The 24,075-nt window shown below is 66.9% G+C and carries 23 protein-coding genes; 6 read left to right on the top strand and 17 right to left on the bottom strand.

Going from position 1 to position 24,075, the window contains the following annotated elements; genetic code table 11:
* Nucleotides 1–4: 4 nt before the first annotated feature.
* The 7 genes from AC4LGL_RS24595 to AC4LGL_RS24565 are packed head-to-tail and all read right to left on the bottom strand — an operon-like array spanning nucleotide 5 to nucleotide 8,414.
* Nucleotides 5–991, bottom strand: coding sequence for a cyclase family protein (locus tag AC4LGL_RS24595; RefSeq protein WP_491841386.1), 987 nt, complete (start codon nucleotides 989–991; stop codon nucleotides 5–7).
* A 14-nt stretch (nucleotides 992–1,005) separates the two neighbouring features.
* Nucleotides 1,006–1,848: a coniferyl-alcohol dehydrogenase gene (locus AC4LGL_RS24590; RefSeq protein ID WP_491841385.1), complete on the bottom strand. Its 843-nt coding sequence runs from the start codon at nucleotides 1,846–1,848 to the stop codon at nucleotides 1,006–1,008.
* Between the two features lie 2 nt (nucleotides 1,849–1,850).
* Nucleotides 1,851–3,158, bottom strand: coding sequence for an LLM class flavin-dependent oxidoreductase (locus AC4LGL_RS24585; RefSeq protein WP_491841053.1), 1,308 nt, complete (start codon nucleotides 3,156–3,158; stop codon nucleotides 1,851–1,853).
* Nucleotides 3,155–4,951: an FAD-binding protein gene (locus tag AC4LGL_RS24580; protein WP_491841052.1), complete on the bottom strand. Its 1,797-nt coding sequence runs from the start codon at nucleotides 4,949–4,951 to the stop codon at nucleotides 3,155–3,157. The genes AC4LGL_RS24585 and AC4LGL_RS24580 overlap by 4 nt, the downstream gene beginning before the upstream one ends.
* Nucleotides 4,948–5,871, bottom strand: a complete 924-nt coding sequence (locus AC4LGL_RS24575) for a 3-carboxyethylcatechol 2,3-dioxygenase (RefSeq protein WP_491841051.1) — start codon at nucleotides 5,869–5,871, stop codon at nucleotides 4,948–4,950. The genes AC4LGL_RS24580 and AC4LGL_RS24575 overlap by 4 nt, the downstream gene beginning before the upstream one ends.
* The gene (locus AC4LGL_RS24570) at nucleotides 5,828–7,507 is read right to left on the bottom strand and encodes a bifunctional 3-(3-hydroxy-phenyl)propionate/3-hydroxycinnamic acid hydroxylase (protein ID WP_491841050.1); all 1,680 of its coding nucleotides are present in this window, start codon (nucleotides 7,505–7,507) and stop codon (nucleotides 5,828–5,830) included. Before AC4LGL_RS24570 ends, AC4LGL_RS24575 begins: the two co-directional genes overlap by 44 nt.
* A complete protein-coding gene (locus AC4LGL_RS24565) occupies nucleotides 7,500–8,414 on the bottom strand; it encodes an alpha/beta fold hydrolase (RefSeq protein ID WP_491841049.1) in 915 nt (304 codons plus the stop codon). Before AC4LGL_RS24565 ends, AC4LGL_RS24570 begins: the two co-directional genes overlap by 8 nt.
* 130 nt (nucleotides 8,415–8,544) lie before the next feature.
* Between AC4LGL_RS24565 and AC4LGL_RS24560 the strand changes: the two genes are divergently transcribed.
* The 3 genes from AC4LGL_RS24560 to AC4LGL_RS24550 are packed head-to-tail and all read left to right on the top strand — an operon-like array spanning nucleotide 8,545 to nucleotide 11,501.
* Nucleotides 8,545–9,270, top strand: a complete 726-nt coding sequence (locus tag AC4LGL_RS24560) for an IclR family transcriptional regulator (RefSeq protein WP_491841048.1) — start codon at nucleotides 8,545–8,547, stop codon at nucleotides 9,268–9,270.
* 12 nt (nucleotides 9,271–9,282) lie between these two features.
* A complete protein-coding gene (locus AC4LGL_RS24555; protein WP_491841047.1) occupies nucleotides 9,283–10,917 on the top strand; it encodes an FAD-dependent oxidoreductase in 1,635 nt (544 codons plus the stop codon).
* A gap of 17 nt (nucleotides 10,918–10,934) precedes the next feature.
* Nucleotides 10,935–11,501, top strand: a complete 567-nt coding sequence (locus AC4LGL_RS24550) for a TetR family transcriptional regulator (protein WP_448447908.1) — start codon at nucleotides 10,935–10,937, stop codon at nucleotides 11,499–11,501.
* Here AC4LGL_RS24550 and meaB read toward each other — a convergent pair.
* On the bottom strand, nucleotides 11,490–12,368 hold the full coding sequence (gene meaB / locus AC4LGL_RS24545) for a methylmalonyl Co-A mutase-associated GTPase MeaB (RefSeq protein WP_491841046.1): 879 nt from the start codon (nucleotides 12,366–12,368) through the stop codon (nucleotides 11,490–11,492). The genes AC4LGL_RS24550 and meaB overlap by 12 nt on opposite strands.
* 11 nt (nucleotides 12,369–12,379) lie before the next feature.
* Complete coding sequence (locus AC4LGL_RS24540; protein WP_491841045.1) at nucleotides 12,380–13,540, bottom strand: thiolase family protein; 1,161 nt, start codon at nucleotides 13,538–13,540, stop codon at nucleotides 12,380–12,382.
* A gap of 80 nt (nucleotides 13,541–13,620) precedes the next feature.
* On the opposite strand from AC4LGL_RS24540, the gene AC4LGL_RS24535 reads away from it, so the two are divergent.
* Both AC4LGL_RS24535 and AC4LGL_RS24530 read left to right on the top strand, forming a co-directional pair.
* Nucleotides 13,621–14,385: an SDR family NAD(P)-dependent oxidoreductase gene (locus AC4LGL_RS24535; RefSeq protein WP_491841044.1), complete on the top strand. Its 765-nt coding sequence runs from the start codon at nucleotides 13,621–13,623 to the stop codon at nucleotides 14,383–14,385.
* 12 nt (nucleotides 14,386–14,397) lie between these two features.
* Nucleotides 14,398–15,138 carry an SDR family NAD(P)-dependent oxidoreductase gene (locus tag AC4LGL_RS24530; RefSeq protein ID WP_491841043.1) on the top strand — a complete coding sequence of 247 codons (741 nt, stop codon included), beginning with the start codon at nucleotides 14,398–14,400 and terminating at the stop codon, nucleotides 15,136–15,138.
* Between the two features lie 93 nt (nucleotides 15,139–15,231).
* Here AC4LGL_RS24530 and AC4LGL_RS24525 read toward each other — a convergent pair whose 3' ends face one another.
* Genes AC4LGL_RS24525 through AC4LGL_RS24510 form a run of 4 tightly spaced genes read right to left on the bottom strand, consistent with a single transcriptional unit; the run spans nucleotide 15,232 to nucleotide 19,269 of the window.
* Nucleotides 15,232–15,996 carry an enoyl-CoA hydratase/isomerase family protein gene (locus tag AC4LGL_RS24525; RefSeq protein ID WP_491841042.1) on the bottom strand — a complete coding sequence of 255 codons (765 nt, stop codon included), beginning with the start codon at nucleotides 15,994–15,996 and terminating at the stop codon, nucleotides 15,232–15,234.
* A gap of 4 nt (nucleotides 15,997–16,000) precedes the next feature.
* Nucleotides 16,001–17,089 (bottom strand): acyl-CoA dehydrogenase family protein, encoded by a 1,089-nt coding sequence (locus AC4LGL_RS24520; RefSeq protein ID WP_491841041.1) that lies wholly within the window; start codon nucleotides 17,087–17,089, stop codon nucleotides 16,001–16,003.
* Entirely contained in the window at nucleotides 17,076–17,921 is an 846-nt protein-coding gene (locus AC4LGL_RS24515) for an acyl-CoA dehydrogenase family protein (RefSeq protein WP_491841040.1), read from the bottom strand. Before AC4LGL_RS24515 ends, AC4LGL_RS24520 begins: the two co-directional genes overlap by 14 nt.
* Nucleotides 17,899–19,269 carry a class I adenylate-forming enzyme family protein gene (locus tag AC4LGL_RS24510; protein WP_491841384.1) on the bottom strand — a complete coding sequence of 457 codons (1,371 nt, stop codon included), beginning with the start codon at nucleotides 19,267–19,269 and terminating at the stop codon, nucleotides 17,899–17,901. The genes AC4LGL_RS24515 and AC4LGL_RS24510 overlap by 23 nt, the downstream gene beginning before the upstream one ends.
* A 145-nt stretch (nucleotides 19,270–19,414) precedes the next feature.
* Between AC4LGL_RS24510 and AC4LGL_RS24505 the strand changes: the two genes are divergently transcribed.
* Nucleotides 19,415–19,726: a 2Fe-2S iron-sulfur cluster-binding protein gene (locus tag AC4LGL_RS24505; protein ID WP_491841039.1), complete on the top strand. Its 312-nt coding sequence runs from the start codon at nucleotides 19,415–19,417 to the stop codon at nucleotides 19,724–19,726.
* Between the two features lie 70 nt (nucleotides 19,727–19,796).
* Here AC4LGL_RS24505 and AC4LGL_RS24500 read toward each other — a convergent pair whose 3' ends face one another.
* From AC4LGL_RS24500 to AC4LGL_RS24485, 4 genes are read right to left on the bottom strand one after another with little or no spacing between them, the layout of a single operon-like run.
* Nucleotides 19,797–20,867 (bottom strand): CaiB/BaiF CoA transferase family protein, encoded by a 1,071-nt coding sequence (locus AC4LGL_RS24500; RefSeq protein WP_491841038.1) that lies wholly within the window; start codon nucleotides 20,865–20,867, stop codon nucleotides 19,797–19,799.
* Between the two features lie 31 nt (nucleotides 20,868–20,898).
* Complete coding sequence (locus AC4LGL_RS24495; protein ID WP_491841037.1) at nucleotides 20,899–21,855, bottom strand: LLM class F420-dependent oxidoreductase; 957 nt, start codon at nucleotides 21,853–21,855, stop codon at nucleotides 20,899–20,901.
* Between the two features lies 1 nt (nucleotide 21,856).
* Nucleotides 21,857–22,252 carry a cobalamin B12-binding domain-containing protein gene (locus tag AC4LGL_RS24490; protein ID WP_491841036.1) on the bottom strand — a complete coding sequence of 132 codons (396 nt, stop codon included), beginning with the start codon at nucleotides 22,250–22,252 and terminating at the stop codon, nucleotides 21,857–21,859.
* Nucleotides 22,253–22,254: 2 nt separating this feature from the next.
* A complete protein-coding gene (locus AC4LGL_RS24485) occupies nucleotides 22,255–23,856 on the bottom strand; it encodes a methylmalonyl-CoA mutase family protein (protein WP_491841035.1) in 1,602 nt (533 codons plus the stop codon).
* Between the last annotated feature and the right edge of the window lie 219 nt (nucleotides 23,857–24,075).

Genomic DNA, 24,075 nt, shown 5'->3' with positions numbered 1-24,075 from the left:
CACCTCACTTGATCGCAATGGGATTCACCGGCGAACCGACGGCACCGGTAACCCGCAGCGGCGGGGCGACGAGCTGGAACTCGTAAACGCCGTCGGCCGCGCAGTCCGCGGCCAGCGGACCGAGATCCCAGTACTCGCCGAGCATCAGGCCCATATCGCGCAGACACAACATGTGCATCGGCAGGAACGTGCCCTCGACACCGTTGGCCGGGTCCGGGTCTTCGACCATCAGATTGTCGGCGGCGACCGCCGCCACCTGATGGTCGTGTAGCCACGAGGCACAGTGCCAGTCGAGTCCGGATCCGGGCTCGGCGCCGTCGCCGTTCACCGAAAACCGTGTCCACCAACCCGTGTGGACCACCACGATGTCACCCGGGGTGATGCTCACGCCCTGCGCCCTGGCCACATCGTCGAGTTCGGCCGGGGTGATCGGGTTACCCGGCTCCAGGAACTGCTCGGCACCGCGGTGGCGGACCAGGTCGAGGAGCACCCCGCGCGACGTGATGCCCTTGCCGTCCACCTTGTCGATGCCGCAGTGGAAGGCACCGAAGCTGGTGACCGAATCCGCGGGGAACCCGTTGTAGAGCTTGTCCTCGTAGTAGACGTGCGACAGCGCATCCCACTGCGTGGCCGCCTGCAGCGGCATGACGATCATGTCGTCGTTGAAGCGGAACGGGTTGTCCACGAAGAACCCGCTGACCTCATGTGCCACCGTGTTGCGCAGCCACTGCGGTCCATACTGCGCCAGGGTGTGGGCGTCGCCACCGTCCACCGTCATCACATGCGTCGGGTTCTGCCGGAACTGGAACGCCCCCTGCGGCCCGGCCGACGAGAAGTCGACACCGAGCGCGAACACCTTGCCCTGCTTGGCCAGTGACGCACCCTCGGCCACCTTGTCGGCGGTGATCAGGTTCAGGGTGCCGAGTTCATCGGCGTCGCCCCAACGACCCCAGTTGCGCACATCGTCGGCGACCTTGCGGAAGTCGTGCATCGTCCCCGCCAAGCTCAGCTCCTCTGCTCGGTATCTGCAGTGTCATCTACAGCATCGACCAAAGCAGCCTCCCGCCGGGCGAGAATGCCACCGTCGGCCCAGATCACCTGCCCCGTCACATAACTGGCACCCGGGCCGCCGAGAAAGACCAACAGCGCGGCCTGCTCGGCCGGCTCGGAGTTGCGGCCCAGCGGAGTGGTGAACGAATCGAGGTACTGCTGCCCGTAGGCCGAACGCAGCTGATCGAGTATGGGAGTCTCGGTGACGCCGGGGGCCGTGCAGTTGATCCGGATCCCCCGGGCGCCGAGTTCGGCAACACGGCCCATCCCGTAGAGGATCATGGCCTCCTTGGACAACCGGTAGCCGCCGTCGGCCAGGGCCTCGGGGTGGTCGTCACACCATCGCACCCCCTCCTCGAACGTCCGCGTCCTGACCAATCCTGCCGTGGTGACACGGTTTTCGCGATACCCCGATGCTGCCAGAGAAGACACCGAGGTGATCGATCCACCGGCTGCGATGCGATGCTCCACCGCCTCGGTGAACTGCCGCGTACCCAGGAAGTTGATCCGAACCACCAGCAGTGCATTGCCGATGCCCGACGACACCCCGGCCACGTTGAACAGCGCGTCCACCGGACCGTCGACCGCACCGGCGGCACGGTCGACGGACTCCGGGTCCGCGAGGTCCAGTTCGATGAAGGTGTCGGGCAGGCGGTCGGGTGGCCGGATGTCCAGTCCCGTCACCCGGGCGCCGAGCTCACCCAGCGTGCGGGTGACCTCGGCGCCGATACCCGACCCGCAACCGGTCACCACAACGTGCTTGCCGTCGTAGCGCACGAGCTTGTCGAGTGCGGTCACGGTCACCCGGCGTTTTCTCGAGCGTCCTTCTCCGCCTGTGCCGCCTTGACCCGGCCCTCGTTGATCTCCGCCATCGCCTCGGGAATCTCGCCCGCGGTGAACTTGTCGCGGCCGGTGGGCAGCCCACCGAAGGCGTAGGTCTCGTCAAACAGCGGAGCCTCGGACGGACGGCGACGCGACTCGACCTTCTCGATCACCGGCTCCAGACGCTTGGCCTTGTCCGCCACCGCCTTTGCATCCCGCTCGATGAACTCGGGCAGGATCTCCTTGCCCATGATCTCGATGGACTCCATGGTGCCCTCGTGGCTGCGCGGGTTGAGCAGCAGGATGATCTCGTCGACGCCGCTCGCCTCGTAGGCGCGCAGGAACTCGCGGACGGTGTCGGGTGAACCGATGGCGCCGCGGCCGGGACCGTAGGCCAGCGTCGGATCCTCCTTGACCGCCTCCTGATAGCGTTCCCACACCTTGGTCCGACCGGGGGTGTGCATACCGGTCAGGTAGTAGTGCATGATCCCGAACGAGAAGAAGCCACCACCAGTGCCCAGGCGCTTGAGTGCCTCGTCGTCCGTCTTCGCCACCATCATCGACAGGTCGCCACCGATTGCCAGGATGTTGGGGTTGATCGCCGGGGTGACGGGTGCACCCTGCTCTTCGAATTCCTTGTAGTACCCGTCAACCCGCTCCTTCAAGGCCTCGGGACCGGTGTAGGCGAAGCTCAACGCGCCGATCGCCTTCTGGGCCGCCATCTGCACCGACGACGGGCGGGTGCAGGCCACCCAGACCGGCGGGTGCGGGTTCTGCAGCGGCTTCGGAATCACGTTGCGGGCGGGCATCTCGACATGCTCGCCCTTGAAGCCCGTGAAGGGGGCCTCGGTCATACAGCGGATCGAGACCTCGAGGGCCTCCTCCCACATCGTGCGCTTGTCGGCCGGGTCGATGTCGAAGCCGCCCAGCTCGGCCACCGAGGAGCCCTCACCGGTACCGAACTCGACGCGCCCATTCGACAGGTGGTCCAGGGTGGCGACGCGCTCGGCGATCCGGGCCGGGTGGTTGATCGGCGGCGGCAGGTGCATGACACCGAAACCCAACCGGATGTCCTTGGTGCGCTGGCTGGCCGCGGCCAGGAACATCTCCGGCGCGGTCGAGTGGCAGTACTCCTCCAGGAAGTGGTGCTCGGTGAGCCAGACGGTGGAGAAACCGGCCTTGTCGGCGGCCTCGACCTCGGTCAGTCCGTGCTGGAACAGCTGATGTTCGTCATCCTCCGACCACGGCCGGGGCAGTGGGAACTCGTAGAACAGCGAAATCTTCATCGGTTTCCTCCTGGGGTGTTGCTGACGTTGTCGTGGACTTGATGGTTGGCGGCTTGTGAAACTGGTTGTGCGGCAGCCTGTTCAGCTTGCAGCTCGGCGATGTGTCTGGCTGCCACGTACCCGAAGGTCATCGCGGGTCCGATGGTCGCGCCGGCACCGGCGTAGCTGCGGCCCATGACTGCGGCCGAGACGTTGCCCACGGCGTAGAGCCCGTCCACGGCGGAATCGTCGGCGCGCAGGACCCGCGCGTTCTCGTCGGTGCGCAGGCCGCCAGAGGTGCCGAGGTCGCCGAGGATGATCTGGAACGCGTAGTAAGGCGGTTTGCCGAGCGGTCGCAGATTCGGGTTGGGCAGCGTCGGGTCCCCGTAGTAGTTGTCGTACGCGCTGTCACCGCGGTTGAAGTCGTCATCGTGGCCGCCGTGCGCCAACTGGTTGAAGCGATCGGCGGTGGCCTGCAGATTCTCCGCGGGCACACCGATCTTGCCGGCCAGTTCCTCCCAGCTGTGTGCCTCGACGACGACACCGGAATCCAGCCAGGCCTCAGGAACCTTGCGCCCGGTGGGGACCGGGGCGAACGGGATCTTCGGGATGGGCAGGTGCCCGCCCACCACATACCGGTGGAACGAGTCGATGTCGGTGACCAGCCAACACGGGATGTGCCCCACCCCCGACTGCTGTCCTTCGATCATGGCGTGGGCGAAGTCCATGTAGGGAGCGGCCTCGTTGATGAAGCGCTTGCCCTCACCGTTGATCACGAACTGCGACGGCATCATCCGCTCGTTGAGCATGAACTGCAGTCGGCCGTCGGGCCAGCAGATGGCCGGGAACCACCACGCCTCGTCGAGCAGTTCGGTGGCGCCGCCGGCCTTCTTTCCGGCCCGGATACCGTCGCCGGTGGCAGCGGGATTGCCGAAACTCCAGTCCTTCTCGAGCACGGGTAGATGCTCCTTGCGCCACGCGATGTCGTGGTCGAAGCCGCCGGAGGCGAGGATCACTCCCCCGGTGGCCCGGACCCGCAGCGCCTTACCGTCCCGTTCGATGACGGCTCCGAGCACCGCACCGTCGTCGCCGGTGATCAGCGAGGTCATCGGCGCATCGAGCCACAGCGGGATGTCGTGTTGTTTGAGAGCCAGCCGCATGCGGGCGGCCAGCGACTGGCCGATGGCGGCCATCCGGTCACCGAACACCCGGGCCCGGACCATCCGCCAGATCAGCTTCAGCAACACGGCCTTACCGCGCCAGTTCTGCCGGATCTGGTAGAAGAGCCGAAGATCCTTGGGGGCGAACCAAATTCCCTTGGGCGCGAGGGCGAGCGGGGCGAGCAGCTCCTGCTCGTGTTCGCCGAGCTTGCGCAGGTCGATGGCAGGGACGTTGATGGTGCTGCCCTGGGCGGATCCGCCCGGCAGTTCCGGGTAGTAGTCGGCGTAGCCCGGCTTCCAGACGAACTCGAACCAGTCGCTGTTGCGCTCGAGGAAGTCCATCATCTCCGGCGCCGCCTCGACGTACTTGCGCAACCGGGCGTCGCTAACCGAGCCTTCGGTGATCTGCTTGAGGTAGTCGAACACGCCGTCCGGGGAGGGCACATGGCCGGCACGGCGCTGTGACGGTGCCCCGGGCACCCAGATGCCTCCCCCGGACAGTGCGGTGGAACCGCCGAAGTGAGAGGACTTTTCGACCACGAGAGTCTTGAGTCCGGCCGCGTCGGCCGCCAGCGCAGCCGTCATGCCACCGCCCCCGGACCCGACGACGAGCACGTCGACCGTTTCGTCGAACGTCTTGGTGTCTGAAGTCATGCTGCGATTCCTACCGCCGTCCTGATTGCGAATCCTGCGATCAATTCCGGTGCCGCCCGGTAGAAGTGGTTTTCCGTCCGGTACGGCCCGTTGGCTTTCAGCGCCGCGAACGCGGCCACCCAGGTGCGGATCTCGTGCGCCGAGTTGCCCCCTTCGGTGGCGATGAAGGCATTGGACCAGCCGTCCAGGTCGGTCAACCGGCCCTCGTCGAAGATCTCCAGCAGGCCGTGGTCCCAGTCGGGGTTCAACGGCCGTAACGCACTGTCGCCATGGGCGAAATCGTGCGCGGCCTGACTCACCGCGGTCTGCCGGGCCATCCGCTGTTCGGTGGTCATCGGGACCCCGTGCACGATTCGGTCCAGCGCCGCCGGTGGTGCGGTGGCCAAGGTCGGTACCGGTGGATCATGCGACAGTCCACCGGATCCCAGCACCAGCACCCGCTTGTCGAGGGTGGCCAGGTAGGCGCCGACGGCCGTGCCGAGGGCGCGTGACCGCGACAGCGGGCCGAGCGGCGTGGCCACGGAGTTGATGAAGATGGGCACGATGGGACGCGCGGTCGCTTCACCGAACAGTTCCTGCAGCGGCTGCACGGTGCCGTGATCGACGTCCATGCTGGTCGAGATCGCGATGTCGACCCCGGACTCCCACACCGCCTCTGCGCACTGCTGGGCGATGTCGCCTGCGACATCGAGCGCACCCTCGTACGTCCCGTAGTCCCCGACTCCGGAGGCCGCGGTGCCGATACAGAACGGCGGCATCAACCGGTAGAAGAACCCGTTGTAGTGGTCGGGCGAGAAGGTGACCACCAGCTCGGGGTCGTAGTCGGCAACAAACGCGCGAGCACTCCCGACCGCTGCGCTGATCTCGTCGAGGAGATCAGCCGACGGTCCCGGAAGATTCAGCAGCGGGCTGTGGGACATACAGCACAGGGCTACCGGCATCGTTCACTCCTCCTTCCCGCACATGCAGTACGTCGAACAGGGCGTCGCTCAGTTCGGGGGCACGCTGGGCGATATCGGCACCGGCGATGCACCGGTCCGGGCGCAGCACCAGCACCGATTCGGCGTGGACGTCGAACCAGGATTTGAGCGCACCCGTGCGGTCACCCACGATCACGACCGAGCCGTCGTCGCCGTCCGCATCGTGCCCGGTCCAGAACAACTGGGTCTGCGGGCGGGCCGCGATGAACCTCGCGCCCAGGGCTTTCCAGCGCGCATAGGCCTGCTCTCCGAGCAGCGCGCGCGGATTGTTGTTCCAGCACAGCACCGCGAAGTTCAGTCCGATCACATCGTCGAGCAACACGTTGGACTGCTCACGGGTGTCGACTCGGGGCTGGATGAACAAGGTGCCGGCCGGCGAGTCTGCCGTCGGCGGCTTCGGGTGATAGACCGCGCCCTGGTCGTAACGCGGCATCGGCTTGAACCGCATCTCCAGCACGTAGCGTTTGAGCGCGGGTACCACCGATGCGCCGCGAATCAGCTTGTCCCGCACCACCGCGATCTTGCGGTTGGTGGGCGAGATGACCCGCCCCACCAACGTGGACAGATCGATCATGGCCCGGGCGTGCTTGCGCCGCTCGGTGTCGTAGCTGTCCAGCAGGGCGTCACCGGCCTGGCCGTTGACCACCGCAGCGAGCTTCCAGCCCAGATTCGCCGCGTCCCGGATGCCGCTGTTGTAACCCTGGCCCTGCCACACCGGCATCAGGTGCGCGGCGTCACCGGCCAGCAGGAACCGACCCTTACGGAAGTTCCCCGCGATGCGGGAGTGATGCGTGTAGACGCGACGACGGATCACGTCGACCTTGTCCGGATGCGGGACGAACGGTGCCAGCAGGCGTGCCACGAACTCGGGATCCTCGGCCTGCTCGTCGGTTTCGTCGGCATGGATCATGAACTCGAATCGGCGGATCCCGTGGGCGATCGAGATCGACGCGTACGGCCGGTCCGGATCGGCACCGACCTCACTGTTCGGATGGCCGAGAGGATCGTTGGCCAGATCCACCACCACCCAGCGGGTCGGCGAGGTGGTGCCGTCGAACGACACCCCCGTGATGCGGCGGGTGGCGCTGCGTCCCCCGTCGCACCCGACCACGTAGCGCGCCTGCACTGCGGGCACGTCCGGCCCGAACTCGACCGTCACCCCGTCAGCCGTCTCGACCGCCGATTCCATCCGGCGACCCCAGGCCACCTGCACATGGTCGAACCGGTCCAGCCCGGCCAACAGCTGTGCGTCGACCAGCGGCTGGACGAAGCCGTTGCGCTTGGGCCAGCCGAATCGGGCATCCGGAGGCGCCATTTCGGCCAGCAGCCGGCGGTTGCCGTCGTAGAACCGCAGGATCTGATTGGGCACGGTGTGCGGGAGGACCGCCTCGACCAGCCCGATGGACTGGAAGGTACGCAGCGACTCGTCGTCGAGACCGACCCCGCGGGGGTAGTCGATGAGGGTGTCGCGCTCCTCCACCACGAGGGTCCGGACGCCCTGGATGCCAAGGACATTCGCCAGGGTCAGGCCCACCGGCCCGGCGCCGACGATGAGGACGTCGACCTCGTCAGCCACGTTCGGACCCCAACAGAAAGTCCAGGTGCAGCCGGTTGAACGTCTCGGGGTCCTCGTACTGCGGCCAGTGCCCGCAGTCGGGCATCACCTCGAACCGGGAACCCGGGATCATCGACGCGATCCGCCGGCCCTCGCTGACATCGGCGGTCGGGTCATCGCTCGTCCACAACACCAGGGTCGGCGCCGTGATCGAGCCGTATTCCTTCTCCCCCAGCAGGTTCCGCGCCCGGATCTCCGGATCCTGCAGCGCCATGATGTCGCTCATCGCGGCGACGAAACCGGGCTGGCGGTACACCGCCTGGCGACTCGCCACGATGTCGTCGTAATCCTTTGTCTTGTCGGCCATCAGCCACTTGATCCGGGCCTGCACCGTCTCCCAGGTCGGGTTCTCCGCGGCTGCCATCGACAGCGTGATGATCCGCTTCATCACCTCGGGGTCGGCCTGCGAGCCACCGGCCGTGTTGAGTACCAGACGGTCGACCCGGTCCGGATGATCGGCGGCGGCGCGGGCGGCCACCCAGCCGCCCAGCGACTCACCCGAGATGTGGGCGCGCTGCGCACCGATGGTGTCGAGGAAACCGACGAGGTGATCGACGTAGTGGGACACCTCCAGCGGGTGCCCCGGCTTGTCGGTGTAGCCGTGCCCGAGCATGTCGATCGACCACGTCGAGAAGTGCTCCGCATGGGATTCCAGATTGCGCACGTACGCCTCGGCATGTCCACCCGACCCGTGCAGCAGCACAAGCACGGGCAGTTCCGGGTCACCGGCGTGCAGGTAGCGGGTACGGATTCCGCCCACATCGAGGTATCCCTGCGAGAACGCAACGCCTTGGAGATCAGCCCAGACGCTCTCGTGCTCGGTGGCCGAAACGGAACCGGATGCCGGCCCGGCGGCAGTGCTTGTCATGTTCCCCTCTCCGGAGGTAGTGAGAATGCTATTCTCCAAATTTGTAAGCACTTTGCTCATATAGCGCACATCGGAGTGCATTATTATCAGAGCATCACTCTCGCGGTTCTATCTGTCAAGGAGGGGCGCGATGCCGGCCAAGGCAACCCCGTCGCAGGCACAATCGAAGACCGACGGCTCCCCCACCGGGGTGCCCGGTTCGCAGACGTTGGCACGCGGACTGAGCGCGCTCGCGGCCATCGCCGCCGCCCCGACCGGGCTCACCGTGCAACAGGTCGCCGACCATGTCGGAGCCCATCGCACGATCGCCTACCGGCTACTGGCCACCCTGAGCCAATTCCGCTACGTGACAAAGGGGGAAGACGGTCGCTACCGGCCCGGCGCCGGGCTGGCGGCGCTCGGATCCTCGTTCGACAACAACATGCGTCAGCTCAGCGTCCCGACCCTGCGTGCACTCGCCGACGAGCTCGGCAGCACGGTGTCACTACTGGTGGCCGAGGGCGATCAACAGGTGGCCGTCGCGGTGATCGTCCCGACGCAGGTGTTCTACCAACTGTCCTTCCACGAGGGCAGCCGTCACCCGCTCGAACTGGGCGCGGCCGGGGTGGCGTTGCTGGCGAGCATGCCGCCGCGCCCCGGTGAACGTGAACTGGTGCGGCAGACCCGCGAACAGGGCTGGGTGATCACCCACGGCGAGATCGAACCGAACACGTACGGCCTGGCCGTACCCGTGCGCCGGCGCCTGCCCTCACCGCCCACCTGCATCAACCTCATCTCGCACCGCGAAGACGTCGTGATGGGCGGCAAGGATGCGGTGGTCCGGGCCGCGAACGAATTATCGGCCATCCTGTACTGAAAGGGAAAGACATTGACCCGTACCGAAATTGACTGGGACGACGAAGTCGACGTCGTCGTGCTGGGCAGCGGCGGCGCCGGGCTCACCGCGGCGCTGACGGCGTCGGTCAACGGCGCGTCGGTCGCGATCTACGAGAAGGCACCGACCGTCGGCGGCACGACCGCGGTTTCCGGCGGCATCGTGTGGATCCCCTCCCATGACCGCAGCGCCGACGGACCGCTACCGGTCTCCGATGCGGTGGACTACCTGCAGGCCCAGTCGCTGGGCTACCTGGATACCGATCTCGTGGACACCTTCGTCCGGACCGGACCGGCGATGCTCGATTTCGTCGAGGAACACAGTGAGCTGCGCTTCGCCGTCGCCGAGGGCTTCCCCGACTACAAGCCCGAACTGCCCGGCGGGCGTCCCGGGGGTGGCCGCTCGCTGAGCGCCGCCCCGGTGGACCAGGGCAAGCTCGGCAACTGGCGCGACCGGATCACCTCGTTCCCGGCCGATTTCAGCAATGTCGGGATCGACGCCGAAACTCGCGCCCGGATTCACGCCGTCTACGACGACCCGGACGCCGACCTGTGCGTGGCCGGCACCGCACTGATCGCGGGACTGCTGCGGGGGCTGCTCGACCGGGGCATCCAACCGGTCACCGAGGCCCGCGCCGTCGAACTGATCGGTGACCACACCGGCATCGAGGGCGTGCGCATCGGCTTCAACAACACCAGCGGAGCGGGCGTTCAAGTCCGCGCCCGCAGCGGCGTCGTGCTGGCCACCGGCGGCTTCGAATGGGACACCAAGCTGGTCGAGGCCTACCTGCGCGGCCCCATGCGCGGCGCGGTGTCACCGCCGAACAACACCGGCGACGGGCTGCGGATGGCCATGGCTCACGGCGCCGACCTGGCCAACATGGGTGAGGCGTGGTGGGTTCCGATCGTGCAACTGCCCGGCGACACCATCGACGGTCACCCCCGCAGCCGCAGCGTGCGGCTGGAACGGACCCGGCCACGCAGCGTCATCGTCAACCGGGCCGGCAAGCGCTTCCTCAACGAGGCGGGCGAATACAACTCGATGGCCGGGGCATTCCAGTACCTCGACCCCAAGCTCGGCTACGCCAACGACCCGGCGTGGATTGTGTTCGACTCCGTGCACCTGCAGCGCTACGGGTTCCTCGGCGTCGAACCCGGTGCCCCGGCGCCGGAGTGGTTCTGCGAGTCGGCCACGCTCGCCGAGCTCGGCGCCAAGACCGGCATCGACGCCGAAGGCCTGGCCGCGACCCTGAGTCGCTGGAATGACAACGTCGCCGACGAGGTCGACCCGGACTTCGGCCGTGGATCCAGCGCGTATGACGGCTACTGGGGCGACAACTCGGCCGCCACCCCGGCCGGCCAGACGCTGGGGCCACTCGACACCGCGCCGTTCTACGCAGTGCCGGTCAAGATCGGCGCGATGGGCACCAAGGGCGGACCACGCACCGACCGCGACGGCCGAGTACTACACGTCAACGGCGCACCCATCCCCGGTCTGTTCGCCGCCGGCAACGCGATGGGCGGGGTGACGGGCAAGGCCTACGGAGGAGCCGGCGGCACCCTCGGCCCCGCCATGGTGTTCGGTTACCGCAGCGGCTACGCCGCAGCGACGGGCAAGTCGGTGAGCTGATCAGCTACGGTCGAGTCGTGCTGGGGACCCCGCGCAGCGCGGCGCAGACCCGCATCCTCGATGCGGCTCTCGAGCTGATCGCCGACCACGGCGTCGGCGGTACCTCACTGCAGATGATCGCCGACGCCATCGGTGTCACGAAAGCCGCCGTCTACCACCAGTTCAAGACCAAGGAAGCCATCATCATCGCGCTGACCGAACGCGAACTCGGCCAGCTCGAAGAATCGCTGGAGGCGGCCGAGGCCGAAGGTTCGCCCACCCGGGCCCGCGAAATCCTTCTCACCCGCGTGATCACGATGGCGGTCTCACGTCGGCGTGCTGCCAGCACACTGCAATTCGACCCAGTCGTGGTGCGACTGCTGGCCGAACACGAACCGTTCCAGCAGTTCATCGACCGGCTCTACGCGGCGATGCTCGGCGACCAGTCCGGCGATGGGGCACGGGTCCATGCGGCGGTGCTGTCCGGGGTGATCGGCGCCGCGGTGATGCATCCGCTGGTAGCCGATCTCGACGACGACGCCCTGCAGACCGAACTCCTCGCCACGATGCGACGGGTGATCGGGCTCGCCGACTCAGCGGGCTGAGTCGGCGATCAGTTGGGCTGCCGCCGTGTAGGGGTCAGTGGTGCCGTCGGCCACCGCCGCCGCCAGCCCGTCCAACTCTTCGTGGTTGCGCAGCAGCGTCTGGGCCAGTGACAGGATCTGGGTGCGGGCCCGGGCGGTGCGCCGCTCAGCGGTGTCGGCGCGGTGATGGGCATCGATGGCCTCGACCAGCTCGGCCAGGCCCTCCCCCTGTGCGGCAACAAGTTTGAGCACCGGCACGGTGGCTTCGGCGCGCAGATCGCGGGCGGTCTGATCGGCCCCCTCGCGATCGGCCTTGTTCACCACCACCAGATCGGCGACCTCCAGCAGGCCGGCCTTCGCGGCCTGAACGGCGTCACCCGCACCGGGATTGAGGATCACCACGGTCGGGTCGGCGATCGCGGCGATCTCGATCTCGGACTGGCCGACACCCACGGTCTCCAACACGATCAGGTCGTAGGACAGGGCGGCCAGCAGCCGGATCGCCGCCGGTACCGCCGCAGCCAGCCCGCCCAGATGCCCGCGGGTGGCCACCGAGCGGATCAGCACGTCGGGGTCGTTGATGTGTGCGGCCATCCGGATCCGATCCCCGAGCAGCGCACCGCCGCTGTACGGGGACGACGGATCGACGGCGAGCACCGCGACCCGCAGGCCACGCTCCCGGTACGCGCCGACCAGGGCGCCGACCGTCGTCGACTTCCCCGCGCCGGGCGGACCGGTGACCCCGATGACTCGCGGCGACGCGGGACCGAGTACCGCGAGAACCTCACCGCGACGGTCGCTTTCGACCAGGCTCAGCAGACGCCCGACAGCGCGCTGGGATCCACTGCGCGCTGCTGCGATCAGCTCTTCGATGTTGTGCTTCGTCATCACGGTCGACACTACGGTGAAGGCACCTCGATGACCGTCGCCGAACCCATCCCGCCGCCGGCGCACATCGCGGCGACACCGATGCCGCCGCCGCGCCGGCGCAGCTCGTGGACCACGGTGGCCAGCATGCGCGCCCCGGTGGCGGCCACCGGATGTCCGAGTGAGCACCCGCTACCGCTGACGTTGACGAGCTCCGGGTCGATGTCGAGCAGCTTGATGGTGGCCACACACATCGACGCGAAGGCCTCGTTGATCTCGAAGAGGTCCACATCCGACAGCGAAAGACCGGCCCGGCCAAGCGCTTTGGTGATGGCTTCGACCGGAGCCAGGCCGGTGGATGCCGGGTCGACGCCCACCGATGCCCAGGACTTGATGGTCGCCAGGGCGGGTAGTCCGAGTTTGTCGCTGGCGATGGTCAGGAGTGCGGCCGCGTCGTTGGCTCCGCACGCGTTGCCTGCGGTGATGGAGAAGCCGTCGATCTCGGGATGCAGTGGTTTGAGTGCGGCCAGCTTCTCCAGGGTGGTGTCACGGCGCGGGTGCTCATCGGTGTCGAACAGCCCGTGCGGAGTCTGGATCGGGACGATCTCCTCCTTGAACCGGCCCTCGTCGATCGCCGCGATGGCCTTGAGGTGTGAACCCAACGCCCACTGGTCCATCTCCTCGCGGCTCACCCCGGCCTTGACCGCGGCGTTCCAGCCGACCGTGATGGACATGTCCATGTTCGGTGCGTCCGGGCGGTCGGGGTGGGTCGGCGGGAACCAGTTCACCCATTCGGCGTCCTTGGCACTGCTGGCCGCGCGGATGAAGCGGGGCGAGGTGGAGGCCGAGTTGACGCCGCCGGCCAGAACCAACCGGTCCATGCCGGCGCGAATACTCGCGGCCGCGTTCTGCACTGCGGATTGACCGGCGGCGCAGTGCCGATTGACGGCCGCACCGGGCACCGTGGTGAGGCCGGCGGTGATGGCGGCATGACGGGCGACGACGCCGCCGCCGTAGAGACCCTCGCCGAGGATCACGTCGTCGACCGGGATGGTGCCGTAGCCGGCAAGGTCCTCGGCGGCTGCCCGTACTACGTGGTCAGCCAGCGCGTAGGCGTCGGTATCACGCAACGTGCCCTTCTTGGCCGTGCCGATGGGGGTCCGCAGCGCGGACACGATGACGGCTTCAGGCATTGATTCTGCTCCCTGGTTCACCCGGTAAGAGAATGTTATTCTCGCAGCCAGAGAGTCACAGTTGCAAGAAGGGGAACCCTATGCAAATCGCCGGTAGTTCCGCGATCGTCGTCGGCGGTGCGGGTGGCCTGGGTGAAGCGACAGTCCGCCGTCTGCAGGCCGCGGGAGCCAAGGTGGTCGTCGCGGACCTGGCCGACGACAAGGGCGCCGCCCTGGAGAAAGAGCTGGGCGTGCGCTATGTGCCCACCGACGCCACCTCCGAAGAGTCGGTGCTCGCAGCCATCGCCGAGGCCGAAGCCCTTGCCCCGCTCCGCATCTCGGTCGACACCCATGGCGGACCTGCCGCCGGCGGCCGCCTGGTCGGCAAGGACGGGTCCCCGCTCGATCTCGACGGATTCAAGAAGACCATCGAGTTCTACCTGACCGCGGTGTTCAACGTGATGCGACTGTCCGCTGCGGCGATCGCCAAGACCGAACCGTTGGAGGAGGGCGGCCGCGGCGCCATCGTCAACACCGCCTCGATCGCCGGTTACGAAGGCCAGATCGGCCAGCTGCCCTACTCGGCCGCCAAGGGCGGTGTGCTCGGCATGACGCTGGTCGCCGCGCGCGACCTGTCGCCGTTGGGCATCCGGGTCTGCACCATCGCCCCCGGCACGATCAACACCCCCGCCTACGGCAAGGCCGCCGATCAGCTCGAGCAGTACTGGGGTCCGCAGGTGCCGTTCCCCAAGCGCATGGGCCGCTCGACCGAGTACGCCCAGCTCGCCCAGAGCATCATCGAAAACGACTATCTCAACGGTGAAATCATCCGCCTCGACGGGGCATTGCGCTTCCCGCCGAAGTAATAGTCTGTCGCGATGAACCTGACCGGAAAGGTCGCCTTTGTCGCCGGTGCAAGCCGCGGTATCGGCGCTACGATCGCCCGGGCACTGGCAGCCGAAGGCGCCGCGGTCGCGGTCGCGGCCCGTTCCAAGGAGCAGGGCAAGTTGCCGGGCACCATCGGATCGGTGGCCGCAGACATCACCGGCGCGGGCGGACAGGCCCTCCCGGTCGCCTGCGACGTCACCGATGAGGAATCGGTGAACAAGGCTGTCGCCAAGACAGTTTCAGAGTTCGGTGGCATCGACATCCTGGTGGCCAACGCCGGTGTACTGTGGCTCGGCCCCATTGAGACGACGCCGCTCAAACGCTGGCAATTGTGCCTGGACGTCAACCTCACCGGGGTGTACCTGGTGACCAAGGCCGTCATTCCCGAGGTACGCAGGCGTGGTGGCGGGTCGCTCATCGCGATCACCACCACCGGCGTCGACATGATCGAGCACGGCGCCAACGCCTACTGGGTGTCCAAAGCCGCCGCCGAACGCCTTTACCTCGGCCTGGCCGCCGATCTGCGCGGCGACAACATCGCAGTCAACTGCCTGAGCCCGTCACGCGTGGTGCTGACCGAGGGTTGGCAGGCCGGCGGCAGCGGGCTGCAGATTCCGCCGGAGATGGTTGAGCCGCCCGAGGCCATGGGCCTCGCGGCCGTACGGCTGGCCGGTCAAGACGCCAGCGGTGTCTCCGGTACCGTCCAGCGCTCCGAGGCACTCACCTTCTAGTGATCACGGCCATTGGCCACCTACGGCACGCTTTTCGCTGATTCGCGTGCCGTAAGTGGCCATTCGGCGCACCCTCGCGGGGTCGGTTGGCGGTCAGTTCTTGGCGATCAGGCCGTCCACGATCCGATTGAAATCGGCCGTGCCGAACGAGACGTACTCGGCGAGGTTGGCGTAATCCAGCGACGCCATCACCTGCTGCTCCAGCTGGATGTTCATCAACCGCTTGGTGGCCTCGACGGCCTGCTTGGGTAGGTCGATCAGCTTCTTGGCGCAGGCAATCGCCTCCGAAAGCGGGTCCTGCACCACATGATTGGCCAGACCGAGCTCGACCGCGCGCTGGGCCTTGATCCGCACGCCGGTGAGCGCGAACTCCTTGGCCTGCAGCAGGCTGATCTGCGAGCCCCACACCAACGGACCCCCGTCCGCGGCCACCAGACCGATCTGCACGTGGGGATCAGCGAAGTGCGCGTTCTCGGCCATGTACACCACATCGGAGAGCGCGGCCAGGCTGCAGCCCAGCCCGACCGCCGGGCCGTTGACCGCGGCCACCACCGGGATGCGGCACCGCACCATACCGATGACGAGATCACGTCCGTGCTTGATCGTCTTCTGACGCAACGCCTCGTCGCGGCGCAACTCGTCGAGGTAGTTGAAGTCACCCCCGGCCGAAAACGCGCGTCCCGCACCGGTGATCACCGCCGCCCGCGCGTCGGCATCCTCGTTCAGCTCTTCCCAGATCTTCGCGAGTCCGACGTGCAAGTTGTCGTTGACGGCGTTGAGCGCGTCGGGGCGGTTCAGCGTGATGATGCGCAGGGCACCGTCGGCCTGCACATCGATTTCATCCGGCATTCCGTACATGTATCTAGACTCCCAGCCCGAGGATTCGTGAGGCGATGATGTTCTTCTGGATCTGCGACGTGCCACCCATGACGCTCTGGGCCCGGCTGTACAGATAGGCGCTGAGCAACTCGGGATCAGACGTGCCCGCCACCGCGAGCGCGGCATGCCCGACGGACTGCTCGACCCAGGTCATCAGCAGCTTGTCCAGCGAGCCGTCGGGGCCGTGCTTGAGCCCGTCGAGCTGTTCGGACAGGCGCCGGCGCACGTGCAGACGGAGCATCTCAGCCTGCACCCCGGCCCACGCGAGATCTTCTGGCGTCTTACCCGACACCCGAGAAGCCATCTCCCGCACCAGTTTCCCGTACCGGGCCGAGTAGCCGAGAGTAGACGGCTCCCGCTCATGGCTGACCACCGTCATGGCAAGGCGCCAACCGTCGCCCGGCTCACCGACCATATTCGAGGCCGGCACTACTGCACCGTCGAACGCGACCTGGCCGAACTCCGTCGTGACACCGTTGATCATCTGCAGCGGCCGCTGCTCGATGCTGTCCTGGTGCATCGACACGATGAAGGCCGAGATGCCTTTGTGCTTGGCCACATCCTTGTCGGTACGGGCCAACACCAGGCACCAGTCCGCCACATCGGAGTAGCTGGTCCAGATCTTGTGTCCGTTGATGATGTAGTTGTCGCCGTCGCGCGTCGCCGTGGTGGTCAGCGAGGCGAGATCCGAACCGGCGCCCGGCTCCGAAAAGCCCTGGCACCAGCGCTCGGTGCCATTGATCATGCCCGGCAGGAACCGCTGCTGCAGTTCCTTGCCGCCGTGGTGGCCCAACCCGACCACGAGGTAGCCGAGGCTGGGGCGCGGCGGGGCTCCGGCGCGGGCCAGCTCCTCGTCGACGATGACGTCGTAGACGGGCGGCAGGTCCTGGCCACCGAACTCCTTGGGCCACGAAGTGCCGAAAAACCCTGCGGCATAGAGGGCCTGATGCCACTCCCCCATCCTGGCCCAGTAATCGTCGCCGGATGCCTTGAAGGACGCGGCGTTGTCCGTCAGCCAGGTCCGCAGCCGGTCCCGGAAGGCAGCTTCCTCGGTTGAATCACGAAAGTCCAAGGTCAGTTACCTCCAGGTCCTCTAGCTTGACGGGCCACAACTCGGTGGCCACCAGAACGCGGCGCAGGTATACGTGCGCCAGGCATTCCCACGTGTTTCCGATACCGCCGTGCACCTGAATCGCGGTCTCACACACGGTCCGCGCGGCACGGGCGCAGTAGATCTTGGCGATCTTCCCGGCCCGGACGGCTTCCTCCCCCGGCAGTTCGTCGACCGCCCATGCCGCGTGGCGCAGGACGCTGATCGAACCCTCGATCAGCGCCAGCCCCTCGGCCAGCAGGTGCGCGACGGCCTGGTACGAGCCGATCGTCGAGCCGTACTGCTCACGGACTTTCGCGTAATCGACGGCCAGTGCATGCGCACCGCGCGCAGCGCCGACCAGGTCGGCGCTCGTGGCAGCGAGCGCCAGCGCCTGCCAGCGCAGGGCGTCCTCGCTCGACAGCTCACCGAGTTCGGCGGGCGACTCGACCACACCGACGGTGCTGCGGGTGAGATCCACACCGGCGGTGGCGGCGTCGTCCCCGCCAGACTCCCCTGAGCCGACCGCCACCTCACGATCGAGCCGACGGGCCAGATCGTCGGCGAGCACCGGTCCGAGGAACGGCACGTCGACAAGACCGCGCCCGAACTCTTCGGCGACGATCGCCACTTCCACACCGGAGGCGCCGTCGGAACGCAGGGTGCGCCACTCGGTGGCAGCGACCGTATTTTCCAACCGGGCGATCCGGCCCTCATCCGACAATTCTCCGACCGCATCAGGTCCGAGGTCGTCGGCCAGTTTCGCTGCGGCCTCTCGCAGCTGCTGCTGTTCAGACGTCAGTCGAACGTCCATGCCGCTCCTTCAGCACTCGTCGCAATACCTTTCCGGAAGGTAACCGCGGTATGTCGGTTACGAACTCCACGCGGCTGGGCCGCTTGTACGAGGCCAGCCGCTCACCGACGAGATCGATGAGTTCCTCGGCAGACACCGCAGAACTGGTCGCCACGGCGGCCACCACGGCCTCGCCGTCGGCCGCATCGGCAACACCGAACACCGCACAGTCGGTGACGGCCGGGTGGCCGTGCAGCACCGCCTCGATCTCGGCCGGCGCCACCTGGAAACCGCGGACCTTGACCATCTCCTTGGAGCGGTCGGTGATGCGCAGATAACCGTCGTCATCGAGGTAACCGATGTCACCGGTGCGGTACCAGCCGTCGCTGAATGCGCCCGCCGAGGCGTCCTTCGGCAGGTAACCGACCATCACCGAATCCGACCGGACCTGGATCTCGCCGTCCTGGCTGATGCGCACATCCACCCCGCGCACCGGCCGGCCCACGGTCTCGATGCGGGTGGCATCGAGTGGGTTGCAGGCAATCACGGGGAGTTCGGTGGTGCCGTAGGCGGTCAGCCACTGAATGCCGGCACGCTCGGTGACGGTGTCGGCGACGCTACGGGTGACCGGAGTGGCACACCACATCACATAGCGCAGCGAGGACAGGTCGTAGCGGCCGAGGTCAGGATGTGCGGCCAACGCCAAAGCGATTGGTGCCACGGCCATCTCGATCGTGATCCGGTCCGACTCGATGTGGCGCAGCATGGTGTCGATGTCGAAGCGGCGGTGCAGACGCATCCAGGCTCCGGTGTCGAGCACCATGGCGATGTTGAGCAGGCCGAGGATGTGCGACGGCGGCGTCATGATCTGTATGCGGTCGGCGTCGGTGAACCCCAGCGCGTCGCGCCAATGCTCGATGGCTGCGGTGAACCCGCGGTGGGTGTGCCGGACCGCCTTGGGCAGGCCGGTGGTTCCCGAACTGAAGACGAACAGGGCGTCGCCGTCCGGGTCGGGCAGGTCGAACTGCCTTCGCCCCGGGGTGATCGGCTCGTCCAGATGCAACATCGGCATCTGCGCCGCCAGCGCTTCGTGGTCACCCACCGCATGACTCGGCGTGGTCAGGGCCAGGACATGCGCCACCTCGGCGGCTTTCCAGGCCGGACTGATCAGCACTGCTACCGCACCGAGCCCCCAGATCGCCCGCAGCGCCACCACGAACTCGGGGCGGTTGGACGACATGATCGCCACCCGGTCACCCGGGCGTACGCCACGGTGCTCCAGGGCGGTGGCCATGCCGCTGGTCAATGCATCGAGCTCGGCGAGGGTGTACTCACGGTCGTCGAATGCCAGGACGGCGGGGGTGCGCACGCGAGGAGCAGTTGTGACCTCAGTCAAGATTCACAACCCCTCTCCCGAAGCCTCTGGGTAGGCACCGACCATGCCGAGAAGATACTATCAGTTAGCGAGAATGGTATTCTCTTCATATCAGAACGTACTTGCACAGGGGAGCTACATGACCGCAGGAGCGATGGCCGGCAGCGAAGCGGACGGCAAGGTCACGATCGTCTTCGACCGCGAGCAGTTGTCCGTGCCGCGCAGGGACGGCGAGACCCTGCTCGAGAGCGCGCGCCGGGCCGGTATGACGCCGCCGTTCTCGTGCGAGGCCGGCAACTGCGGCACCTGCATGGCCAAGCTCCTCGAGGGCACCGCCACCATGCGGGTCAACGATGCGCTCGACGACGACGAAGTGGCCGACGGTTACGTGTTGACCTGCCAGGCCGTGCCGGACTGCAATTCGGTGACGGTCTCCTACGACGAGGACTGAGCTCAGGCGCGAGGTGCATCCGGTCCAGGGTGCCGCCGGTTTCTACCTCTGGGCTGCTGCGAGCAAGCAGTCACGACCCAGGTGCAGAAATCGGCGAGCACTGTCCGTACTCGTCGAACACCGGCGCAGGCCGATAGTCCGGTGTATATCCGGCGACATGCACCGGGCTACCCACCAACCGGAAATCCCCGGCAGTCACCAGCATTTCGGGCGTCGCATCCAATGCCTGCGGCAGCGTCCGCACCGCGGCCGCCGGGATCCCCAACGGCTTGAGCCGTGACTCCCACCCCGCAGCCGTATCGGTCGCCAGTGCGGCGGCTACCACGCCGAGAACCTCGTCGCGCTTGCCGGCCCGCTCGGCCATGGTCTCGAAACCGTCGATCCCGGCCTCACCGGCGAACGACTTCCAGAACCCGTCGTGGGTGATGAACAACGCCAGATAGCCGTCGGCGGTCGGGAACAGCTGCGCGGGCACGTAATAGGAATGGGCACCGAACGGGTGGCGGCGTGGTTCGGCTCCGTCGTTCAAATAGGCCGAGGCGCGATAGTTCAGCTGCGAGAGCATGACGTCCCGCAGCGAGACATCCACCTGGCCGCCGTTGCCCGACACGATCATCGCCAGCAGGCCCAGCGCAGCGGTCAACCCGGTCGAGTTGTCCGCCGAGGAGTAGCCCGGCAGCGTGGGTGGGCCGTCGGGATCGCCGGTCATCGCGGCGACGCCGGTGGCGGCCTGGATGACGTAGTCGAACGCCGGGTCGTCTCCCCCGTCCAGCCCGAATCCCGTCATCGCGACACACACGATCTTGGGGTTGATGTGCCGCAGGTTCTCGTAGGTGAGCCCCAGCCTGCGGATCACCGACGGCTTCATGTTCACCAGCAACGCATGCGAATCAGCCACCAGTTCGGCAAGTTTCGCCTGACCGGCCTCGGAGGCGAGATCGAGACAGATGCTGCGCTTGCCCCGGTTGAGGCTGGCGAAATAGCTGTCGCTGACCTGACGGGAGATCTCCCCGCCGGGTGGTTCGACCTTGATCACCTCAGCGCCCAGATCGGCCAACATCATGGTGGCGTACGGGCCGGCCAGCATGACCCCGACCTCGATGATGCGGATGCCCGCGAGTGGACCCGTTTCGGAAGTCATCGCAGTGCTCCCTCGCTCTTCGCGCAAGCGCTCATCGCAGGCGCTTGGCGAGTTCCGCGATCACCTCACGGGTCCGGTACTTCGACGCGATCAGCTCGTCGCGGTTCTCCCCGATCGGCAGCAGGCGCACCGACAGATCCGTCACCCCGGCATCGGCGAACTGCTTGAACCGCTTCAGGATCGACTCCTCGTCACCCGCCGCGAGCAGATCGCCGACGTTACGAGCCTCGCCACGGTCCAGCAGTCGCTGGTAGTTGGGCGAGGTCTCGGCTTCCGCGAGAACGCGGTTGGCCCGGTCCTTGGCTTCCTCGATCTCGGAGTTGGCGCACAACGTGACCGGGATGCCCGCGACGATGCGTGGCGCGGGCTTGCCCGCTTCCGCAGCGGCCTTGTTGATCTTCGGGGCGATGTGCTCGCCGATCGCCTTCTCGTCGGCCATCCACAGCGAGGTGCCGTCGGCGTGCTCACCGGCGATCTGCAGCATCACGGGGCCCAGTGCGGACACCAGCACCGGCATCGGGGTGTCGGCACCCAGCACGGTCGGGTTGTGCACAGTGAACGAATCGTTCTCCACGTCAACGTCTCCGGGCCCGGAGATGGCTGCGTTCAGCACCTGCAGGTAGTCCCGGGTGTAGGCGGCGGGCTTGTCATACGGCAGGCCCAGCATGTCGCGCACGATCCAGTGGTGCGACGGCCCGACACCCAGGACCAGCCGGCCACCCGAGATGGCGTGCACCGACAGCGCCTGCCGCGCCAGCGCGATCGGGTGTTGCGCCTGCAGCGGCACCACCGCGGTGCCGAGTTCGATGCGCGACGTGTTCGATGCCATCAGCGCCACCATGCTGAGCAGGTCGAAGTCGTTGGGTACCTGCGGCATCCACGCGCTGTCCAGTCCGGCGGATTCTGCCCACTGGATATCGGAGACCAGCTTGGAGACCTTGCGGGCCATATCGCCGCGCTCGGCCCCGATCATCACACCAAGGCGCATGTCAGCTCGCTTTCTCGGTCAGGGCGCGGACGTCGGTCACCAGTGTCTCGAGCGACGTTCCCGTCGGGAACACCGCAGCCGCACCGGCGTCGAGGAGTTTCTGGACGTCGGACTGCGGGATGGTGCCACCGACGACGACGGCGATGTCGCCGGCATCGGCGGCCCGCAGCGCGTCGACCGTGCGCGTGGTCAGCGCGATGTGCGCACCGGACAGGATCGAAAGGCCGACCAGCGCAACGTCTTCCTGCAGCGCGATCGACACGATGTCCTCGATGCGCTGACGGATGCCGGTATAGATGACCTCGAACCCCGCATCACGCAACGTACGCGCGACGATCTTGGCGCCGCGGTCGTGACCGTCGAGCCCGGGCTTTGCGACAAGTACGCGAGTTGCCATGCTCAGAACACCACCGGCTGCTGGAACTCGCCCCACACCGACTTCAAGGTCGACACCATCTCTCCCACTGTGCAATACGCATTGGCGCAGTCGATCAACCGGTGCATCAGGTTGTCTGCCCCCGGTCCACTGCCTTCGGCGCCCCTGGCCAATGCCGCCAATGTTTCTTTGACCGCAACGTCGTCGCGCTCGGCCTTGACCTTCGCCAGCCGCTTGAGCTGCAGATCGCGGCCCTCCGCGTCGAGCTCGTAGGTGTCGATGTCGGGCGCAGGCTCGTCGGTGACGAACTTGTTGACGCCGACCACCGGGCGCGCCCCTGACTCGGTCTCCTGGTGGATCTTGAACGCCTCGTCGGCGATCAGGCCCTGCAGGTAGCCGTCCTCGATGCACCGGACCATGCCGCCGTGCTTCTCGAGGTCATCCATGATCTCGATGATCTTGGCTTCGGTGGCGTCCGTGAGCGCCTCGACGAAGTACGAACCGCCCAGCGGGTCGGCGACCTTGGTGACGCCGGTTTCGTAGGCCAGGATCTGCTGGGTACGCAGCGCCAGCGTCGCGGACTCCTCGCTGGGCAGGGCGAACGGTTCGTCCCACGCTGCCGTGAACATCGACTGCACGCCGCCCAGCACCGCCGCCAACGACTCGTAGGCGACCCGCACCAGGTTGTTCTGCGCCTGCGGCGCGTACAGCGAGGCCCCGCCCGCCACACAGCCGAATCGGAACATCGAGGCCTTGTCGGTGGTCGCGCCGTAGCGCTCCCGCACGATTGTGGCCCAACGGCGCCGGCCCGCACGGTATTTGGCGATCTCCTCGAAAAAGTCACCGTGGGTGTAGAAGAAGAACGATATCTGCGGGGCGAATTTGTCGATCGTCATTCGGCCGCGCTCCACCACGGTGTCGCAATAGGTGACACCGTCGGCCAGGGTGAACGACATCTCCTGGACGGCATTGGCCCCGGCGTCGCGGAAGTGCGCACCGGCCACCGAGATCGCGTTGAACCGCGGCACCTCTGCGGCGCAAAACTCGATGGTGTCGGCGATCAGCCGGAGAGATGGCTCGGGCGGCCAGATCCAGGTGCCGCGCGACGCGTATTCCTTGAGGATGTCGTTCTGGATGGTGCCGGTCAGCTTCTCGCGCGGCACGCCCTTCTTCTCCGCGGCGGCAACATAGAAGGCCAGCAGGATGGCCGCCGTGCCGTTGATGGTGAAGCTGGTGCTGATCTTGTCCAGCGGAATGCCGTCGAACAGGATCTCGGCGTCGGCCAGGGTGTCCACCGCGACACCGACACGGCCGACTTCCTCGCCGTACTCTTCGTCATCGGAGTCATAACCGCACTGGGTCGGTAGGTCCAGCGCCACCGACAGACCCGTCCCACCCTGATCGAGCAGGTAGCGGTAGCGGCGGTTGGATTCCTCGGCGGTACCGAAGCCCGAGTACTGGCGGAAGGTCCAGGTCTTCCCGCGATATCCGGACGCGAAGTTGCCGCGGGTGAAGGGATAGGTCCCGGGGGCAGGCGGCTCGACCGCACGGTCGCTCGGTCCGTAGACGGGCGCCAGCGGGATGCCAGACGGGGTCTCTACCGGAGAGACATCTTGCTCGCTCATCAGTGGATAACGTACTTGCTAAAAATGAGAATGCCAATACCGCGCGGCGGAAATGTGGGCCCTGTACTGGCCGGGAGTGCTCCGACCTGCGCTCCGAGGACCTCTCGCGACGCGGACGAAGAGGTCTGGTCGATGCCGTTTCTCCGGGCGGTGCACCCCACGATTACGACACTTGCTAAAAATGAGAATGCCAATACCATTTGGGTACGGTTGACACAC

This window comes from Mycolicibacterium arcueilense, assembly GCF_058536225.1.
The sequence above is the reverse complement of the archived record's forward strand: the minus strand, read 5'-3'. Positions and strand labels throughout refer to the sequence as shown.

Bases quoted from the DNA above. Each gene is read 5' to 3' on its own strand.
- AC4LGL_RS24595 (WP_491841386.1), bottom strand. From the start codon at position 991: ATGCACGACTTCCGCAAGGTCGCCGACGATGTGCGCAACTGGGGTCGT.
- AC4LGL_RS24505 (WP_491841039.1), top strand. From the start codon at position 19,415: ATGACCGCAGGAGCGATGGCCGGCAGCGAAGCGGACGGCAAGGTCACG.
- AC4LGL_RS24495 (WP_491841037.1), bottom strand. From the start codon at position 21,855: ATGCGCCTTGGTGTGATGATCGGGGCCGAGCGCGGCGATATGGCCCGC.
- AC4LGL_RS24525 (WP_491841042.1), bottom strand. From the start codon at position 15,996: ATGTACGGAATGCCGGATGAAATCGATGTGCAGGCCGACGGTGCCCTG.
- AC4LGL_RS24490 (WP_491841036.1), bottom strand. From the start codon at position 22,252: ATGGCAACTCGCGTACTTGTCGCAAAGCCCGGGCTCGACGGTCACGAC.
- AC4LGL_RS24500 (WP_491841038.1), bottom strand. From the start codon at position 20,867: ATGACTTCCGAAACGGGTCCACTCGCGGGCATCCGCATCATCGAGGTC.
- AC4LGL_RS24575 (WP_491841051.1), bottom strand. From the start codon at position 5,871: ATGTCCCACAGCCCGCTGCTGAATCTTCCGGGACCGTCGGCTGATCTC.
- AC4LGL_RS24585 (WP_491841053.1), bottom strand. From the start codon at position 3,158: ATGAAGATTTCGCTGTTCTACGAGTTCCCACTGCCCCGGCCGTGGTCG.
- AC4LGL_RS24535 (WP_491841044.1), top strand. From the start codon at position 13,621: ATGCAAATCGCCGGTAGTTCCGCGATCGTCGTCGGCGGTGCGGGTGGC.
- AC4LGL_RS24540 (WP_491841045.1), bottom strand. From the start codon at position 13,540: ATGCCTGAAGCCGTCATCGTGTCCGCGCTGCGGACCCCCATCGGCACG.
- AC4LGL_RS24530 (WP_491841043.1), top strand. From the start codon at position 14,398: ATGAACCTGACCGGAAAGGTCGCCTTTGTCGCCGGTGCAAGCCGCGGT.
- AC4LGL_RS24565 (WP_491841049.1), bottom strand. From the start codon at position 8,414: ATGACAAGCACTGCCGCCGGGCCGGCATCCGGTTCCGTTTCGGCCACC.
- AC4LGL_RS24515 (WP_491841040.1), bottom strand. From the start codon at position 17,921: ATGGACGTTCGACTGACGTCTGAACAGCAGCAGCTGCGAGAGGCCGCA.
- meaB (WP_491841046.1), bottom strand. From the start codon at position 12,368: ATGACGAAGCACAACATCGAAGAGCTGATCGCAGCAGCGCGCAGTGGA.
- AC4LGL_RS24580 (WP_491841052.1), bottom strand. From the start codon at position 4,951: ATGACTTCAGACACCAAGACGTTCGACGAAACGGTCGACGTGCTCGTC.
- AC4LGL_RS24560 (WP_491841048.1), top strand. From the start codon at position 8,545: ATGCCGGCCAAGGCAACCCCGTCGCAGGCACAATCGAAGACCGACGGC.
- AC4LGL_RS24485 (WP_491841035.1), bottom strand. From the start codon at position 23,856: ATGAGCGAGCAAGATGTCTCTCCGGTAGAGACCCCGTCTGGCATCCCG.